The following is a 17,855-nucleotide window of genomic DNA, read 5'->3' on the forward strand; positions in this document are numbered from 1 at the left end:
TATGTTTTTGTTGTGCCATTTACTTCATGGTTTTTATATGGCACTTCTTTCACAAGATTCCCATTCTCATAATACCATTTTTCTATGCCTTCTCTTCCACCATTTTTAAATGGTGTTTCCCAATAAATTTTCCCATTTGAATAATATTCTCTTTCTACACAACCGCTTATTTTGTCTGCGTGATTTTCGCATTCTTTTAACATGGTTGTATCTACACTATGAAGTGAAAGAAAACCCATTAACACACTTTTTAGTAACATATTTGTCCTTTAAAATTAAGATAAAGATTCTGTATTTTACAAAATATTTATAAGATATAAAAACAATTTAGTATATCTATCCATAAGTCTATGTGATAGAATCTCTTAAATCTACACACATTCCAAACGCACAGGGATATTATGCTTTGTTAAAAAATGCTTCAGAGATTCTATCTCTACTTCTTTATAATGAAAGATACTTGCAGCAAGCACAGCATCAACGCCTATTTCAAATGCTTCTAAAATATGCTCCATAGATCCAGCCCCACCACTTGCAATAAGGGGTAAATCACAACACTCCATAGCAATCTTTAGCTTTTCTATATCAAATCCAGCCTTTGTGCCATCGCTATCCATACTTGTTAATAGAATCTCACCAGCCCCCCTTTTCTCCACTTCTTGTAGCCATGTCTGCATATCTAGTCCGCTATCATGCCGCCCACCATGTGTGAAAACGCCGATACTTCCATTCTCTCTTTTCTTCACATCAATGGCGATGACAATACATTGAGACCCAAACTTCTTAGCACTTTCATTTATAAAGTCTGGATTCTTAATCGCTGAAGAGTTTAGGCTAACCTTATCACAACCTGCATCTAAGAGATTGCTAATATCTTCTAGTGTGCTAATGCCCCCGCCAATAGTTAGCGGGATAAAGACTTCTTTAGCAATAGATTCTATAACTTTTAGCGTTGCTTTTCTCCCTTCAAAAGAAGCGTTAATATCTAAAAACACAAGCTCATCAGCACCACAATCATTATATCTCTTTGCTACTTCAAGTGGATCTCCCGCATCTTTTAGGGCTACAAAATTCACACCTTTTACAACTCTTCCATCTTTAATATCAAGGCATGGAATAATCCTTTTTGCTAAATTTGTCATAATATCCCCTTTACTTAACATAGAAAAATCGTTATAATTTCACTGAAAAATAATATTAAAGTCATAAGTTTAGCTAATTATTTACAAGATAAAGTCAGTCAAAATATGAAATGAGTTTAAGGCTATGCCCTTAAGATATAGCTACATATAAACAAAACAGAAAATGGGAGACATAATGCAAGATACATTAGAATCTTACATTACAGAATCTAGAATCAATGTAGATTCTAGAACTTATAAAACTAAAAGCTTAGATAAAAAAGCGACATTAAAACAGCATGAAAAAAGCAAAACGCACTTTCATCATAAAAAGAGTTTAGGACAACATTTTTTACATGATTCTGTAATACTTGATAGAATCTTCCAATCCATTCCCCAAGATATTGCCGCAGAGATTGATAAAAGCGTGCGATTAATCGAAGTGGGGATTGGCTTGGGCGATTTAACCAAAAGACTTTTAAGCAAATATAGCCTTTTAGCGTATGAAATCGATTATGATTTAATCACACAGGCAGAGAAAAACTATCATCATGAGATAGCAACAAATAGATTGCAACTTGTGCAAGCTGATGTGCTAAAAGTGCGACATAATGATTCTTATTTGCTTAATAGTGATTACTTTTTGGTCTCAAATCTCCCCTATTATATTGCAACTGCAATTATATTGCAAGCCTTAAAGGATACGCATTGCAAGGGATTTCTTGTAATGACACAAAAAGAAGTGGCACAGAAATTTTGTGCGAAACAAAAGGATAGCACATATTGTAGCCTTAGCCTTTTAGCACAATCTTTTGGGGATATATCCTATCTTTTTTCTGTGCCAAAAGAAGCGTTTAATCCACCGCCAAAAGTGGAGTCAGCAGTCTTTTGCTTTAAACGCGGGAAGTGTTATTACACGCAAGATTTAGAATCTTTGCTGCATTTTGCATTCCTTGCACCGCGTAAAAAGCTCTTTTCAAATCTTATGCAATATGATAAATTGAGAGATAAGGCAATGCTAAAACATATCTTTCAAACCATACAATTAGATGAGAATGTAAGAGCGCATGAAGTAGGCTTACAAGAATATTGCGATATGTTGCATATATATAATGCTATGAAAAAGGATAAACAATGAATGAACAAAATAAGAGTGAAGAACAAGTAAATGTGTCAAATGATATGCTAAATAAAGAGCAAAAAAGACGCACAAGACAGGAACACACAGACACACAAAAAGGCGAAAGACATAACACACATGCAAGAAAGCCTCGCCCTAAAAATCCCGCACATGCCCTAGAAGATTCCAATAAAAGAGAAGATTCTAATATGCGTTCTGTAAATGAGCATAAAAAGCGAAACTTTAAACCGCAATTTAAAAACGAGTATGCAAAAGATTCTAACACAGAGAATAGAAAATGGGTAGGCGAAAATAAACACGCCATGCGACAAAAAAGAGAGAGATATGAAGAAGAGAAACATGAAGATGGTACAAGAAAGATAAAGACTACAAATGAAAAAGGGAATCTCTCTTTTCACAAAGACTTAAAAAAAGGTGTTGAAGCAAATACAAAGATTCAAAAAGGCTCACTCAATCCGCACCATAAACTAAACCTAAGCACAAATGCAAAAGTGCGTATTACACCACTTGGTGGGCTTGGCGAAATCGGTGGCAATATGACTATCATTGAGACTGAAAAAAGTGCGATTGTCATTGATATTGGCATGAGTTTTCCAGATGAGAGTATGCCCGGTGTTGATATTTTGATACCAGATTTTCACTATATTCAAAGTATTAAAAATAAGATTGCAGCCGTTGTGATTACACACGCACATGAAGACCATATTGGAGCTGTGCCTTACTTTTACAAGCAGTTTCAGTTTCCACTCTATGGCACACCGCTTGCATTAGGGCTTGTTGGCAATAAGTTTGAAGAGCATGGCTTAAAGCAGTATAAATCATTATTTCACATTGTAGAAAAAAGAAGTCCGGTAAGAATTGGGGATTTTGAGATTGAGTGGATTCATATCACACATAGCATTATTGATAGTTCTGCCCTTGCGATCCGCACAGAAGCAGGGGTTATTATGCATACAGGTGATTTTAAGATAGACCATACCCCTATTGATAATCTCCCCACAGATTTACACAGATTAGCACATTATGGCGAAGAGGGGGTAATGCTACTTTTAAGTGATTCTACAAATTCTCATAAAAGCGGCGTAACCCCGAGTGAAGCAAGTGTGGGACCAACTTTTGATAATCTCTTTAAAAATGCCACAGGTAGAGTGATTATGAGTACCTTTAGCTCAAATATACACAGAGTGTATCAGGCTATCACTTATGGTTTGAAATATAATCGCAAAGTCGCAGTTATAGGGCGTTCAATGGAAAAAAACCTAGATATCGCAAGAGAGTTAGGCTACATTGATTTACCAAGCAATGTATTTATTGAAGCACATGAAGTATTGCAATATCCAGATGAAGAGGTGCTAATCGTAACGACAGGCAGTCAGGGCGAAACCATGAGTGCATTATATCGCATGGCAACTGATGAGCATAGACACATTAAAATCAAGCCAACAGACATGGTGATTCTATCTGCAAAGGCTATCCCGGGGAATGAGGGCAGTGTATCAGCAGTCATTAATCTCATTATGAAAGCAGGGGCAAAAGTCGCCTATCAAGATTTCAGCGAAATCCATGTAAGCGGACATGCCGCCCAAGAAGAACAAAAGCTCATGCTACGACTTATTAAACCTAAGTTTTTCCTACCAGTGCATGGTGAATACAATCATATCGCAAAGCATAAACAAACTGCTATTGCTTGTGGTGTGCTAGAAAAAAATATCTATCTTATGGAAGATGGCGATCAAATCGAAGTCAATCCAAACTACATGCGTAAAGTAAAATCTGTGCGGACAGGCAAAAGCTTTGTGGATAATCAAGCAAATAGACAGATTGAAAATGATGTGATAAATGAGCGAAATCTCCTTGCAAATGATGGAATCTTTATTCTAACCTTGCGTATGGATATGCAAAAAAGAAAGATTCTAGAAAACAGAATCAATGTCTTTGGAATCTTAGGACAGAAAGAAGAAGCAGAACTAGCAAAGTTTATTATGGATAATATCAATATGCACTTTAGCAATGCAAAGCCAACTATTTTTAAAGATGCAAAAAGTCTAGAGAATGATTTATTTAGCGTATTAAGAAAGCTGCTTTTTAAACGCTTTAAAAAATATCCAGCGATATTAGTAAATGTCTTAATCGATGGCGAAGTGCGACAAAAAATGACACAAAATGCCCCACATAAAGGACATGATATGCTAGATACACACTTAGAATCTATTGTGAGTGAGACTACTAATGAAAATGAAGGGAATCTTTAAGTGTGTATAATATTTACATAGGATCAGTTTGCATGGACTTAGGTTTGCAAATAAGATAACTCTTCACGCAATCTTTTTGAAACCTATAATCTAAACGATAATTTAGTCTTATTGCAATGAGATTCTATAACAAACTGACATTAAGTCAATTTGCACATCAATCTGTTGGCATAGATATTTCTTAACAATAGAGATCGTTTATCAATTTAAAAACTAGCATATAAGTCCTTTATTGTTGAATATTGACTATAATCAACACTATATTTAGTTTTACATGCGTTATCTTATTTTAAGGGTTTAGAAATGAATCATTGCAAATATGCCGTAAGGTTGCCATTAGGGTTACTGCCATTATGTTGGCTATTTGGCATTATGCTATCATACACATGCTATGCTAATCAAACTTCACTCAAAAAGAATATACAAGCCAAAGACTACATAACGCAATCTGATTATATAACCGCACAAAACCTAGATTCTAAAAACACAAAAAATACAAGCAAAAACATAAGCATTTATGACGCATGGCAAGATGTATTGCGTAACAATCAAGGCATAAAAGCACAATATCTCAACACGCAAAATATGGAAAAACTAAATCTAGCCGCAAAGCTATCATACTTGCCACAAATCGATTTAAATGCCTTGTATCTTCATCTTGGCAATAAAGTCCAAATCGATCTCATTCATGATAGAAATCAGTATAATAAAGTATTACAAGACGCACAGATTCTAGCAGGACAGGGTGGTCAAATGGGGCAAATGGGTGGGCAGCTTGTCTCACTTTTGCAATTCTATGGCACACCTATCACGCTTTTAGAGCAAGATGTTGTCGTTGGTGCGTTAAATATTTTATATCCGCTCTATACTGGCGGTGCTAGATATTATGGCAATAAACTTGCTAAAGTCGCTCTAAAAGATTCCTATCAGGCTTTAAGACTGAAAGAGTTAGCTACTTTTGAAGAATTAGTAACAATCTATTATAGTGTTGTGCTTGCAAAAGAAACCCTTAATGCCTTACAATCCACAGAAGAAAGCACACTCAAACATTATGAAAATTCAAAAAAACTTCACAAACTAGGGCAAATCGCAGACATTGAGCTACTCGGCGCACAAGTAGCCTATGATAAGGCTAAAAATCAAAGAAGAAGCGCAGAAAATGCCCTTGATATAGCAAATTTTACACTTGATAGCATTTTACAAACAACAGATTCTAATCCAACTTCACTTCTAGCCATAAATCCAAATATGGAGTTAAAACCACTTGAATATTACAGAGAAATAACGCTTAAAACCTATCCCGCCTTACAAATCGCACATAATAAAATCACTATGGCGGATTACACAAAGCGATTAGAACTTGGTAGATTCACTCCAAAAATCGGTGCTTTTGCATCTTTTATGGTAACTGATAATAGGTCAAAAATGGAGCAAATGATGCCAAATTGGTATGCAGGGGTTGCAGCTAGATGGACGCTACTTAGCCCACAAGGCAGACTGCAAAAATATCAAGGTGCAAAGATTATGCAAATGCAAGCAAGCGCACTTGAGATAGAGGCTGTGCAGAAAATGGAGCTACTTGTAAAAACGACTTATAAGCAAATAAAGCTATATAAAGAGAGTTATGAAGCCCTTGATTCTAGCATTGCCCTTGCAAAAGAGAATCTGCGACTAAAAGAGAGGGCATTCTCTCAAGGGCTTGTTACAAATGATTCTGTAGTAGATGCAAGGAATGCACTAGATTCTGTCATAGTCGAGCAAAAAGGTGTAGCTTATAAAATGATTATCGCATTTGCAAAATTGCAAGCATTAAGTGGCGATCTTGACACATTTTTTGCAATACAAAAATAGGGAGAAAATATGCTACAAGAGATTCTAAAAGATAGGAAGAAGTTGGCTTCTATTGTGTTTATTGTCGTTGCATTTGCACTCATTATAATATGGCTTGTTGGCACATTTTATCGTGCCTATCTTCCTAAAAAGCAGATTTTTCAAGGGCAAATAAGCGCAAAAGAATATAGTGTCAGCTCAAAGCTTGCAGGAAGAATTGATGAAATTTTAGTGCATAAGGGCGATGTAGTAAAAAAAGGTGATGTAGTCTTTACGATTAAAAGCCCAGAATTAGAAGCAAAACTTACACAAGCCCAAGCAGGATATGAAGCAGCAAAAGCATTAAACGAAGAGGTGCATAGTGGCACGCGTAATGAAACTATAGAATCTGCAAAAGATGTATGGCAAGCCGCAAGCGCACAAGCAAAACTAGCAGAAAAAACCTATAAGAGAATCCAACAATTATACAATGAAGGCGTGATGAGTTTGCAAAGGCGAGATGAAGCATTTGCAGCCTATCAAAGTGCAAAATATAATGAAAGCACAACATATCAACAATATAAACTTGCCTTAAGTGGCACAAGAGATGAAGCAAAAAAGGCAGCCCTCGAGAAAGAAAAAGCAGCATTAGGGCAGGTCCAAGAGGTAGAAGCCTATGTAAAAGACATTGAGGCGTCTGCACCAGCAGATGGTGAAGTGAGTAATATTTTAGTGCATAGTGGAGAGTTAGCCCCAAGTGGTTTTCCTGTTGTTATGTTGCTTGATTTAAATGATTCTTGGTTGCGTTTAAGTGTCGATGAGAATCATTTGCAAAGATTCCAAAAAGGGAATACCTTTAAGGGTTTTATACCCGCATTAAATAAAGAAGTGGAATTTCGCGTTACCTATATCGCTGCAATGGGCGATTTTGCTACATGGAAAGCAACAGCTAGCACACAAAACTATGATATGAAAACTTTTGAGATAGAAGCCCGTCCAACACAAAAAGTAGATGGTTTACGCGTAGGCATGAGTGTGCTTGTGGATAGCGAATAGAGTCTAAGATGAGATTTATTGTGCTTTATCACCCCTAGAATTCTATATAATTTATAAAACAAGTTTCATCTAAGTCTTTATGAGTTGCTACATAGCATGTATTTGATGGTGAGATTTTATGAAAGAATTGTGTAAAGAATCATTGATATTTTCTCAACCTAACACTTCAATTACAATATTAGATTCCAATACAACAACATTGTGTTAGCGTAATAAAACATCTGGGATAACATCTATTAATCTAGCATGTCGTGATTAAAAGTCAATTCGTAGAAAACATAATAAACACATCTTTGAACGCTAATTTCGTATAGCTCAGGGAACACAACCTATAAAGGCCTTATTAATGGTTTTTAACAAATGATTTACATGTACTTATATGTTATAATTCTTCTTCTACTTCCACATATATTTTTTGTTTTAGGCCCCATGTGTATTCTAAGAAAGGATACACACAAATTTACTACACATGAAAGCATGTTTTGTGTGCTAACAAAGCATATCAACCACATTGTTTGAACCCATCAAATACAATTAAGCAAAGAATGCAAAAACTAAGGTGTTTTTTGCCCACATTGTTTTAATTTGTATCAAAGCTAACATTGATAGCTAGTGCTCAATACAATATCCTATATTTTATATCGTGTTATATTCTGTATACTTGCTTTGTGATATTAAAAAACAATTATTATGTATTTGGCTTTGAATTTGCTTTTGCTACGACCCAAATATTAAAAAAAGTTACTAGATGATAGGAATGTAAATAATGCAACATATGCAAGGATTGTGTGGTTTTATATGCTGACAAGCGTATAAAACATATTTTAATAACCAGTAATATTCCGCATATACGACTTTATATATCCTTTTTTAGAATACATTATGCAAATGCATGTGAAACATGAATAAAAAACAAGATTGGGAAATAAAGAAAAAGAGTTATAGTATATAAGTATTGTATGCAAGTGGCTTTGTTGGATTGGAATAAAATTTATGTAAAATTATAAAAAGTGTGGATTGTGTTATCTCGCGTTTTGTTGAGTAATGTGGGGGCATATACACATTACTCAAGCTACACAAAACTTTCAATGTAAGGCTTTGTGGATGTTGATAATTGTTTGGTTTTTTGTTAGCGTGTGAAGCAAAAAGCTATATAAACTCCTTTCAAGGAAGTTATACTACATACCAAGCATACTAATGACTTTATCTAAAAATCCATATTTTGCTGCGATGCTAAAGAGTGTGGCAAATAAATACACAAGAATAATGGTGATCTTTGCTCCCCAATTAGTCAGTATAGGCGGACATACCCATGTTGCTTCATGATCGCCATTTTTACGCGCATTTTGTAAAATAAGTATGGGGAAAAAGCTAAGGATTAAAGCACCCACAACACCGGGCCAATATAATGCTTGGTCTATAGAATCAATGAGTTGCAATAGCACGATGGCTAAAGGTGGAACGGCTACAAATAGTAATATAATAAAGCGTAAAGTGAGATTATTATCCGCATCTTTATTAATCTGGTCGGCAATGTTTGTAACAAACATACCGCCAAGCCCCCAATAAGAAGTAAGCACGGCAAATAAACCAAAGAGATTGGCAATCAAAAACGCCCAATCACCAATAGCCTTACCCCAAGAGATTGTAACAACATCTGAAATATTTTGTAATCCTTCTAATACAATAGCAGAAAGTGGCACAAGGGCAAGTAAGGCAAAAGTGATAAAGTTGCCAAGCACGATGGCTTTTGGTAGCATTTCTGGTTTATGTGAAAAGCCTCTTGCCATTTCTGGCACTATATATTGTGAAGAATATACAAATACCACCGTGTTAAAGATAGGTAAAATAGCAACTAAATCCCAGTGCATTTCAAGCGCATTACTAAAATTAAGTTCTGCTTTAAAAAAAGTCGCTATAACAAGTGCTACAAGGATACCAAACATTATGCCAATAATTTGCTTTTCCCCTCTACCTATTGCTTTTAATCCAAGCCACAATACACCTGAAGCTGGGATAAAAAATAAAATGCTACCCCATTTCTCCGGGATATCAAAGATTTCATTTATGATTCTACCTGCTGCGGCTTCATAGGCGATTAATGCTCCAATAGCAGTAACTGCTACAGAGATAAACATAAGATATTTTGCTACCGGTCCTATATAGCGGATAGAAAGTCCTGTAAGTTGTAAATGTGCTTTTGTCCGCAATGTTGCTTCAGCAATATAAAGCATAGTAATAGTTGAGAGAATGCCGCCAACAATAAGCCAAAATAAAAGTGGAAAAAATCCCGCACCCTTTGCAGTATTAGCTATACTCAAGATTCCAATACCTATATTTGTCCCAACAAGCATTGCTACACCTTCAAGGAAAGTGAGCTTTTTTGTCTTTGGGTGCCCCTTGAGTTCGGCGATAAATTCCTGTTTAGCGTCTTTTAATTTCAATATATGCTCCTCTAATTTTCTTAAATTTTGACTACAAACGAGCGTAGCGGTAAGTTTTTTGTTGCATTAAGTTCAATGCAGTAACAATAGCTGTCTATAAGCTATGCTAGGATATATCCAAATATTAATCCTAAACTGAATATAAGAATGCCGCCATATTCAGCTATTATAGACAGATACTTGCGACAAAATCTTGTGCCTATATTGCAAGTATATAAGGGGTAATATTTTCTAATTACCCAAATTTACACACATATATTTAATTTCAAGGTAATCGTCTATACCATATTTTGAGCCTTCTCTACCCAAACCGCTTTGTTTCACACCGCCAAATGGTGCTACTTCAGTTGAGATAATACCTGTGTTAATACCCACGATACCATATTCTAACGCTTCGCCGACACGCCATTGCCTTGCGGCATTATTTGTGTAAAGATATGCTGCTAAACCAAATTCAGTATTATTCGCCATAGATATGACTTCTTCTTCTGTGTCAAATTTAAAGAGTGGAGCTAATGGACCAAAAGTCTCTTCTCTTGCTACCGCCATTTCCTTTGTAACACCGGTTAGAATCGTAGGCTCAAAAAAGCTTAATCCTTTAGAATGCGGCTTACCACCACTTAGCACTTTCGCACCTTTGCTTGTCGCATCAGCAATATGTTCTTCTACTTTTGCAACAGCTTTTGTGTCAATAAGCGGACCTTGCGTTGTGCCAGATTCTAAACCATTGCCAACTTGTAGTTTTTCCACTTCTTGTTTTAGGGCTTGTGCCACCTTATCATAGATTCCACTTTGCACATAGATTCTATTCGCACAAACGCAAGTTTGTCCGCTATTGCGGAATTTTGATGCAAGCATACCTTTGACTGCTTCATCAACATTTGCATCATCAAATACTATAAATGGTGCATTGCCACCTAATTCTAATGATAGCTTTTTAATCGTATTTGCACTTTGAGCCATAAGTGTTCTGCCCACTTCTGTTGAACCTGTGAAAGTGATTTTTCTCACAATATCAGATTCACAAAGCACTTTGCTAATCATGCTTGCCTTACCTGTTACAACCTGCAATAAATCTTTTGGAATCCCAGCTTTATACGCAAGCACCAAAAGTGCATACGCACTCAAAGGCGTTTGTGTAGCAGGTTTTACAATCATGGAGCAGCCACTAGCTAAAGCTGGTGCTACCTTTCTTGTAATCATAGCGGAAGGGAAATTCCACGGAGTGATAGCCCCACAAACACCAATAGGTTGTTTTAATACAAGCAACTTTTGATTTTGTTGTGCAGACTGCAAAATATCGCCATCAATGCGTCTGCACTCTTCAGCAAACCAGCGGATAAAGTTAGCCGCATACACTATTTCACCACTTGCTTCAGCTAAAGGCTTACCCATCTCTTGTGTGAGAATCTCAGCTAATGCTTGTTTATGCTCTAGCATTAAGTCATACCATTTTAAAAGGATATTTGCTCTCTCCACTGCTAAAAGGGCTGCCCATTTTTTCTGTGCGACTTGAGATTTTGTGATAATATCTTGGAGTTCTTGCTCTTTTATGTCATACACAAACGCTAAGTCTTCACCTGTTGCGGGGTTATTAACCGCTATGAATCCATCTTTTTTACTTTGTGAAACAAACTCATGTCCCAAAAGTGCTAAATGCTGTGCGTTTAAGCTCATTTTACCGCCTCCGCAATAACTTCTTTAAGGATATTTAATGCCTTGTCAAACTGCTCTTGTGGAATAGTAAGCGGATAAAGGAAGCGAATAACATTTCCATAACTACCGCAAGTAAGCAATAATAAGCCCTTAGGCATAGCAAGTGTTTGCACTTTTTTAGCAATATCACTGCTTGGCTCATTATTTTTGAAAAATTCGACTGCTACCATAGAGCCTATTTGACGCACTTCAGCGATTTCTTTATGTCCTAAACCTTGCAAGAAAGTCTTTAGTTGCTCTCCAAGTTTATTTGACCTATCAAGAAGTTTTTCTTCTTTTATGATATTTAATACTTCAAGTCCAGCCTCAGTTGCAAGGGGGCTACCAGCATAAGTTCCGCCCATACCACCAGCACTTACAGAATCCATAACTTCAGCTTTACCTACGATACCAGAGATAGGGAATCCACCGCCAAGACTTTTTGCCATACAGATAATGTCAGGTGAAACACTATGATATTCCATCGCAAACATTTTACCTGTTCTACCAAAGCCTGTTTGCACCTCATCAGCGATTAATACAATGCCATATTTATCCGCAAACGCACGCAAACCTTCAACAAACTCTTTAGGTGCAGGATTAAACCCACCTTCACCTTGCACTGGCTCAAAAATGATAGCTGCAACATCATAAGGCGATATAGAGCTTTTGCAAATGTGATCAAGGCTTTTTAGCGCATCTTCTACACTGATATTATGGAGTTTGTTTGGATAGAGACCATGATAGATTCCAACCATACCGATACCAAGTTCTGCTTTATAAGGCACAACTTTACCTGTCATACCTACTGCTGCTGCAGTCCTACCATGAAAGCTACCGCCAAAAGCGATAATACCATATCGCTTTGTCTTTGCTTTTGCTACTTTAATGGCATTTTCAGTCGCCTCTCCACCTGTGGTAAAAAAGCAAGTTTTCTTCTTACCGCTAATTGGTGCCAACTCATTAATTTTTTCTGCTAACGCGATATAACTTTCATAAGGTGTTACCTGATATGCTGTATGTGTAAAACGATCGAGCTGTTTTTTTACAGCTTCAATTATTCGTGGATGTCGATGTCCAACATTAAGCACCGCGATACCAGCAGCAAAGTCGATATACTCTTTACCATTTGTATCCCAAAGTGTCGCATTTCCTGCTTTTTCTACAAACCAATCGCACAATACGCCAATGCCCTTTGGTGTTGCTTCCTCTCTGCGTTTCATTAAATCACTCATAGATCCATCCTTAATATCAAAATCATAAAATTCATCTTGACTTGCAAAATGTATGGCTAAAATGTAACACAACAAAAAGGAAAAAATATAAAAAACATATAATGTTTTGCGTTTTAATTGCCTTATGATTACTTTTTTACACATTTTGAGTTTCTTATAGAATATAGTTTTCCTAAATAAACTTTGAAAAATATAATGAATTTTTTAGAACACAGAAAATAAAAGGCTTATTTGTGATGATAGACATGCGATTGCATAAGTGTTTGATAAGCAGATTTTATAAAAATTATCTTGATTTTATAAAACTTGATGACAACAAATGATATGTTACTTAAATACATACAAATAAAATATTATTGTATATTTAAGTAACATGATTAAAAGTATTTTGAGAGATTATTATACACTAAAAGATGCAAAAATCTCTGAGTATTCAAATTATATTTACATGATTAAATGAAGTTTTAGGCTTCTAAAAATCCCAATCTAGCTCTTGTAAGTAATGTAGTATAGAGGCAATCAAGCGAAATTCATGTATAAATCTTAGCAGAAATGGTTGCATCAATTTGGATTTTATTCTAATGTAGATTCCAATGAAATCAGTATTGTATTTTGTCGTATTGTTTCGCTAACCAGCCTATTTTTCACACAAAAGACACACAAAGCTTTAGCTGCTTTGTCCTACGAAGCAAAGAAACTAAAGAAACTTTTGTTATAATTCCATTCCATAGGATTTTGCAAAAGATAATACATGGAATCTAAAAGGGAAAATATGCAAACACAAAATAATATAAAAACACTCGCTCAAACAAGAAGTAATAATAATACAAACAAGACCTTTATTCAGGCAATGCTTGACCCAAATGCAGAATATGGCGGACTTTATACCTTTTGCGATATAAAGCCTCTAGTAAATTTAGAGAATCTTTACGCTCTCTCATACAACAAAATGTGTGAAAAAATTTTCACGCATTTAGGTATTGACATTCCCTCTAATTTTTTAGAATCTGCGCTAAAAAGCTTTGAAACATTTCGTACAAAAGAGATCGCCCCACTTGTAGAAATAGAGAAAAACTTGTATTCATTAGAGCTTTATCACGGACCAACCTATGCGTTTAAAGACATGGCATTGCAGCCTTTTTCAGCCCTGCTATCAGCCATTGCTCTGCAAAGAAATGAGAGATATTTAATCCTTAGTGCCACAAGCGGCGATACAGGTCCTGCGACATTAAGCGGCTTTGCAAATAGAGAAAATATTAAAGCTATTTGCATTTATCCGCAAGGTGGCACAAGTGATGTGCAACGACTACAAATGACAACGCAAGATGCAAAGAACTTAAAAGTATATGGCATAAAAGGCGACTTTGATTTAGCCCAAAGCACATTAAAATCTTTGCTGAAAAGTGAATCTTTTAGGGATTTGGTAGCAAAAAAGGGTTATGCTTTAAGTGCGGCAAACTCCGTGAATATCGCACGAATCGCATTTCAAATAGTCTATTATTTCATCATTGGTAGAGAACTAGCAAAAAAGAATCTGCATGAATTTAGCGTAATTGTCCCAAGTGGTAATTTTGGCAATGCTTTAGGGGCATTTTTCGCTAAGAAAATGGGGTTACCTATCACAAAAATCTGTATCGCTTCAAACCCAAATGACATTTTGACGCAATTTTTCACAACAGGCGTTTATGACATACGCAACAAAGAGTTAAAACTCTCGTATTCTCCCGCTATGGATATTTTGAAAAGCTCAAATATCGAGCGACTTTTGTTTGCTTACTTTGGTGCAGAAAGGACAAAAGAGTGTATGCAATCACTCGATGAAACGCAGTATTTTAGACTAAACACAGATGAATTATCGCTTTTACAAGATATATTTGAAGCAAGAAGTTTTAGCGATGATGAGTGTTTGCAGGGCATTAAAATGGCATTTGAAAAAGGCTATGTGCTTGACCCACACACAAGCAATGCGTATCTATTCGCACAATATTGCAAGGAAAAATTAAGCATAGATACGCCACAAGTAATCATCTCAACAGCACATTTTGCAAAGTTTGCAAAAGTCGTATGCAAAGCGTTATGCGATCTAGATGAAAATGCACTAAAAGATTTAAGTGATAAAGAAGCCCTAGATAGAATCTTTATGCGTTTAAAAGAGTGCAATATAGCCCAAAATGGCTTACAAATAGATTCTAGTATTTTAGATCTTTTTAATAAAAAAGAGATTCACACTCAAACTTACAACGCGAAAGATCTAGAAGATTCTATTCTTTCGTGGTTGTAGATTATTTGTTGTTTTTTTTGTTGCAAACTAAACTTCTAGCCTTGTGAAAAAAGGTGAAATATTTTTTACTTGCAATTGTTTTGGGGTATCGACTCTCAATCTCAACCTTGATGAATGGCAACAGAATTCTGCGGAATCTTGCGGATTCTATGTGTATGGTGGTATTATCCCTGTGTTACAAAGCTTGGTTCTTGTGTTTGCATATTAAATGGATTGGCTTGTTGTGGCATAGGGGTGTTACCTATATTGCCTATGTTATCCATATTTGCACCCATGCTATTATTCATCATATTATTATTCATAGGGCTATTTCCCATTAAGTTTTCATTTTGAAAATTTGCATTTTGTTGTGGTATCGCGTTAAATGGATCATTCATATTTTCTGCTTGCATTTCGTTTGCCATGTTAAACGGGTTAGCTTGTTGTGGCATGTTTGGAATCTGCTCGTTTTGTGCTGTTTGCTGCAGCATTGATGCAAGCGGGTTATTCTCATTTATTGCGTTTGCGTTATTTGTATTTGTCGCATTCGTTGTTATTTCTTTCACTGCAGATTCTGTGTTTTTAGTTTCTGGCTTTACAGAGAGTTTATCTAGCTCTTCTTTATCAAGCTGCCTACCTTTATCTGCTGCATCAAGCATTTTTTCATATTTTTTCATCTCTTTTGCTTTTGCAATTCGTTTTGCTTCTTCTGCTTCAGCTTGCAAGGTCTCTTCATCTTTGTTTGCCTCTATTTCAGCGGCAAGTTTAGCTTCTCTGTCATTAATGATCTTTTCATATTTTTGACTTAGAGATTCTGTGCTTAGATCATCTTCATACGCCTTTCTTGCTTTATTTGCATCTGCTTTGATAGATTCTATTGTTTTATGTGTCGCACTATCGCCTTTTGGATAAAACTCTAGGGCATTTTGCACAGGCACAATATTATCACCTAATCGCATAAGTGGTGTGCCTTTATCATAAATAATACTTTGGACTTCGCCCCTGCCTATACGCGTCTCATCATACTGCTTTGTTTCTGGGTTTAGATTATAGTGGGCTTTGACTTGATAGCTTCCGGGTTCTACAAGATTCCCTTTAGAATCTTTTCCGTCCCAATTAAAGTCAATATAGCCCTGCTGTCCGTCTTTATTAGCTAAAGAAATCGTGCGGACAACCTCATTGTTTGGATTTAGAATCTCAATCACCGGACTACCTTGAGACGCATCAATCTTATTATCAAAATACAGACTAAAATGATTTTCACCACCGCCTAAAACATTTAAGCCCATAATGTCTGTTTCTGCGATTTTACCTATCATAGAAACTGCATTAAGCGTATTTGCCTTTGCACCTTGTGTTGTGGCATGAGTGTTTTCCTCCATACCCATATTAAGCATTTCAAGCGATTTTTTCATATCTTTTTGAAACTCTTGTAAAGCCTTATTCGTTTCTTGTGAAGCCTTCATGGCTTGAGCGACTTCTTTCATAGTCTTTTTATTTTCTTCTTGCATTTCCACTTGGGTTAATTGTGCGGTTTGCGTGATGATTTTATCAGTTTCCATAGGGGAAGTTGGGTCTTGATTCTTTAATTGCTCCAAAAAGAGTTTCATAAACGCATCTTTGTCTAGTCCATTTGCAATTTGTGCGCTTTCTTTTTTCTTTTCTCTTGCGGCTGTTGAGCCTGTTACTTCACCTAAATCGATTGCCATATTCTATCCTTTGGTATGCAATATCCTTAAATACGCAATGATTTAGCAATTTTTATTCCATTGTGACTATATGTGTTGTTATATAACAAGTTATTTGATTTATTTGCGATTAATCGTCTAATTTAGATTCTAAGTTTTAGATATTTGTCTGCACTAAACATGATAAGAATCTTAAATATAATAATATAATAAACCTCGCTTATAAATTACTTACAAGTAAAGTTTATTAAAGGGGTAAAAAATGAGACTATTAAGAATCTTTCTACTTAGCATTATGATATGCGGGGGCTTAAAGGCTGAAAACATATTTGCTGGATTTTTACATTTCACTGCAAATTGGCTACAAATAGCTTCCTTTCACTATGGCTTTAGCACAGATTTAAACAAGATAGATTCAAATAAAGTAGCAAAAGATAGATTTGGTGGAATCATTGGTGCAAGTGTAGGGTGGAATTTCTTTGTAAATGATGAATTTGGTTTAAAGCCTTCTGTATCCATTCCTTTTACTGATTATGAAATAGGATTTGGTGTAAGGCTTAAATATCTTTATATGGACACTTATGCTCCCACTCACTCTGTGGGCGGAGTGCTATATATCCACCCAGAAGGGCTTACAGGCATAGGCTCAATTATAATTGGTGCTGGAGCAAATTTTAGCCAGACGCATAATCTCAAAGCAAATGGAGCATATATTGAAGTAGGCTTAGGCTTATTAAAAATAAGTCCACTTTTAGTCAATACCGATATTACCTATCGTGCAAATATCTACAGCAAACATAATGACTTAGATTTAGGGACAATCCACAGCTTAAACTTTGTTTGGACTTTTCTCTAAGGTTTATTGGCTATGAAGTCTTAACATTTTAGCATTATAGAATCTTGTATTTTTTATGTTTAGCATAGCAAAATATTTTAAGCCTAGATTCTATAACTTAGATTCTAAAAAAGATATTTCGCACTAATGCTTAAAATGACAAGCTTTAGAATCTAAATTTAAGAGTTTGTCTTATCCCTTTTGTTTAATGCTTGTAAAAAGTCTTCATACGCTTTTCCTAGCTCTTTTTCCTTTGTGCTTAACTCTTCGCTTCTTTTGCGTAAAAAGTCCTTGCACTTTGTATTATCATCTGGCATAT

12 protein-coding genes are annotated in these 17,855 nt (G+C 35.7%); 6 read left to right on the forward strand and 6 right to left on the reverse strand.

The genetic code is table 11. The features are described 5' to 3' along the window. Positions 1-260, reverse strand: a 260-nt coding sequence (locus T368_RS0108705; protein ID WP_027338436.1) for a toxin-antitoxin system YwqK family antitoxin, incomplete at its 3' end; no start/stop codon positions are given. A gap of 111 nt (positions 261-371) precedes the next feature. Then, entirely contained in the window at positions 372-1,142 is a 771-nt protein-coding gene (hisF, locus tag T368_RS0108710) for an imidazole glycerol phosphate synthase subunit HisF (RefSeq protein WP_004085984.1), read from the reverse strand. Between the two features lie 175 nt (positions 1,143-1,317). Here hisF and rsmA point away from each other — a divergent pair, with 175 nt between their 5' ends. The 4 genes from rsmA (at position 1,318) to T368_RS0108730 (ending at position 7,379) form a co-directional block, all read left to right on the forward strand. Beyond that, entirely contained in the window at positions 1,318-2,259 is a 942-nt protein-coding gene (rsmA, locus tag T368_RS0108715; RefSeq protein WP_004085985.1) for a 16S rRNA (adenine(1518)-N(6)/adenine(1519)-N(6))-dimethyltransferase RsmA, read from the forward strand. Continuing rightward, positions 2,256-4,514, forward strand: a complete 2,259-nt coding sequence (locus T368_RS0108720; protein ID WP_004085988.1) for a ribonuclease J — start codon at positions 2,256-2,258, stop codon at positions 4,512-4,514. The genes rsmA and T368_RS0108720 overlap by 4 nt, the downstream gene beginning before the upstream one ends. A 303-nt stretch (positions 4,515-4,817) precedes the next feature. Then, complete coding sequence (locus T368_RS0108725; RefSeq protein WP_004085989.1) at positions 4,818-6,365, forward strand: TolC family protein; 1,548 nt, start codon at positions 4,818-4,820, stop codon at positions 6,363-6,365. A 9-nt stretch (positions 6,366-6,374) separates the two neighbouring features. Then, positions 6,375-7,379 carry an HlyD family secretion protein gene (locus tag T368_RS0108730; protein WP_004085991.1) on the forward strand — a complete coding sequence of 335 codons (1,005 nt, stop codon included), beginning with the start codon at positions 6,375-6,377 and terminating at the stop codon, positions 7,377-7,379. Between the two features lie 1,178 nt (positions 7,380-8,557). Here T368_RS0108730 and T368_RS0108735 read toward each other — a convergent pair. From T368_RS0108735 to gabT, 3 genes are all read right to left on the reverse strand, one after another. Next, on the reverse strand, positions 8,558-9,823 hold the full coding sequence (locus T368_RS0108735) for an aromatic amino acid transport family protein (protein WP_004085993.1): 1,266 nt from the start codon (positions 9,821-9,823) through the stop codon (positions 8,558-8,560). 231 nt (positions 9,824-10,054) lie between these two features. Continuing rightward, entirely contained in the window at positions 10,055-11,500 is a 1,446-nt protein-coding gene (locus tag T368_RS0108740) for an NAD-dependent succinate-semialdehyde dehydrogenase (RefSeq protein WP_004085995.1), read from the reverse strand. Then, positions 11,497-12,753 (reverse strand): 4-aminobutyrate--2-oxoglutarate transaminase, encoded by a 1,257-nt coding sequence (gene gabT, locus T368_RS0108745; RefSeq protein WP_004085997.1) that lies wholly within the window; start codon positions 12,751-12,753, stop codon positions 11,497-11,499. The genes T368_RS0108740 and gabT overlap by 4 nt, the downstream gene beginning before the upstream one ends. A gap of 772 nt (positions 12,754-13,525) precedes the next feature. On the opposite strand from gabT, the gene thrC reads away from it, so the two are divergent. After that, entirely contained in the window at positions 13,526-15,034 is a 1,509-nt protein-coding gene (gene thrC, locus T368_RS0108750) for a threonine synthase (protein ID WP_004085999.1), read from the forward strand. Between the two features lie 164 nt (positions 15,035-15,198). Here thrC and flgD read toward each other — a convergent pair whose 3' ends face one another. Next, on the reverse strand, positions 15,199-16,722 hold the full coding sequence (gene flgD, locus T368_RS0108755) for a flagellar hook assembly protein FlgD (RefSeq protein ID WP_004086000.1): 1,524 nt from the start codon (positions 16,720-16,722) through the stop codon (positions 15,199-15,201). 241 nt (positions 16,723-16,963) lie between these two features. On the opposite strand from flgD, the gene T368_RS0108760 reads away from it, so the two are divergent. Further along, positions 16,964-17,557, forward strand: a complete 594-nt coding sequence (locus tag T368_RS0108760; protein ID WP_027338439.1) for a hypothetical protein — start codon at positions 16,964-16,966, stop codon at positions 17,555-17,557. The last annotated feature ends 298 nt before the right edge of the window (positions 17,558-17,855 follow it).

Source organism: Helicobacter bilis ATCC 51630 (assembly GCF_000686565.1).
GTDB lineage: Bacteria > Campylobacterota > Campylobacteria > Campylobacterales > Helicobacteraceae > Helicobacter_A > Helicobacter_A bilis.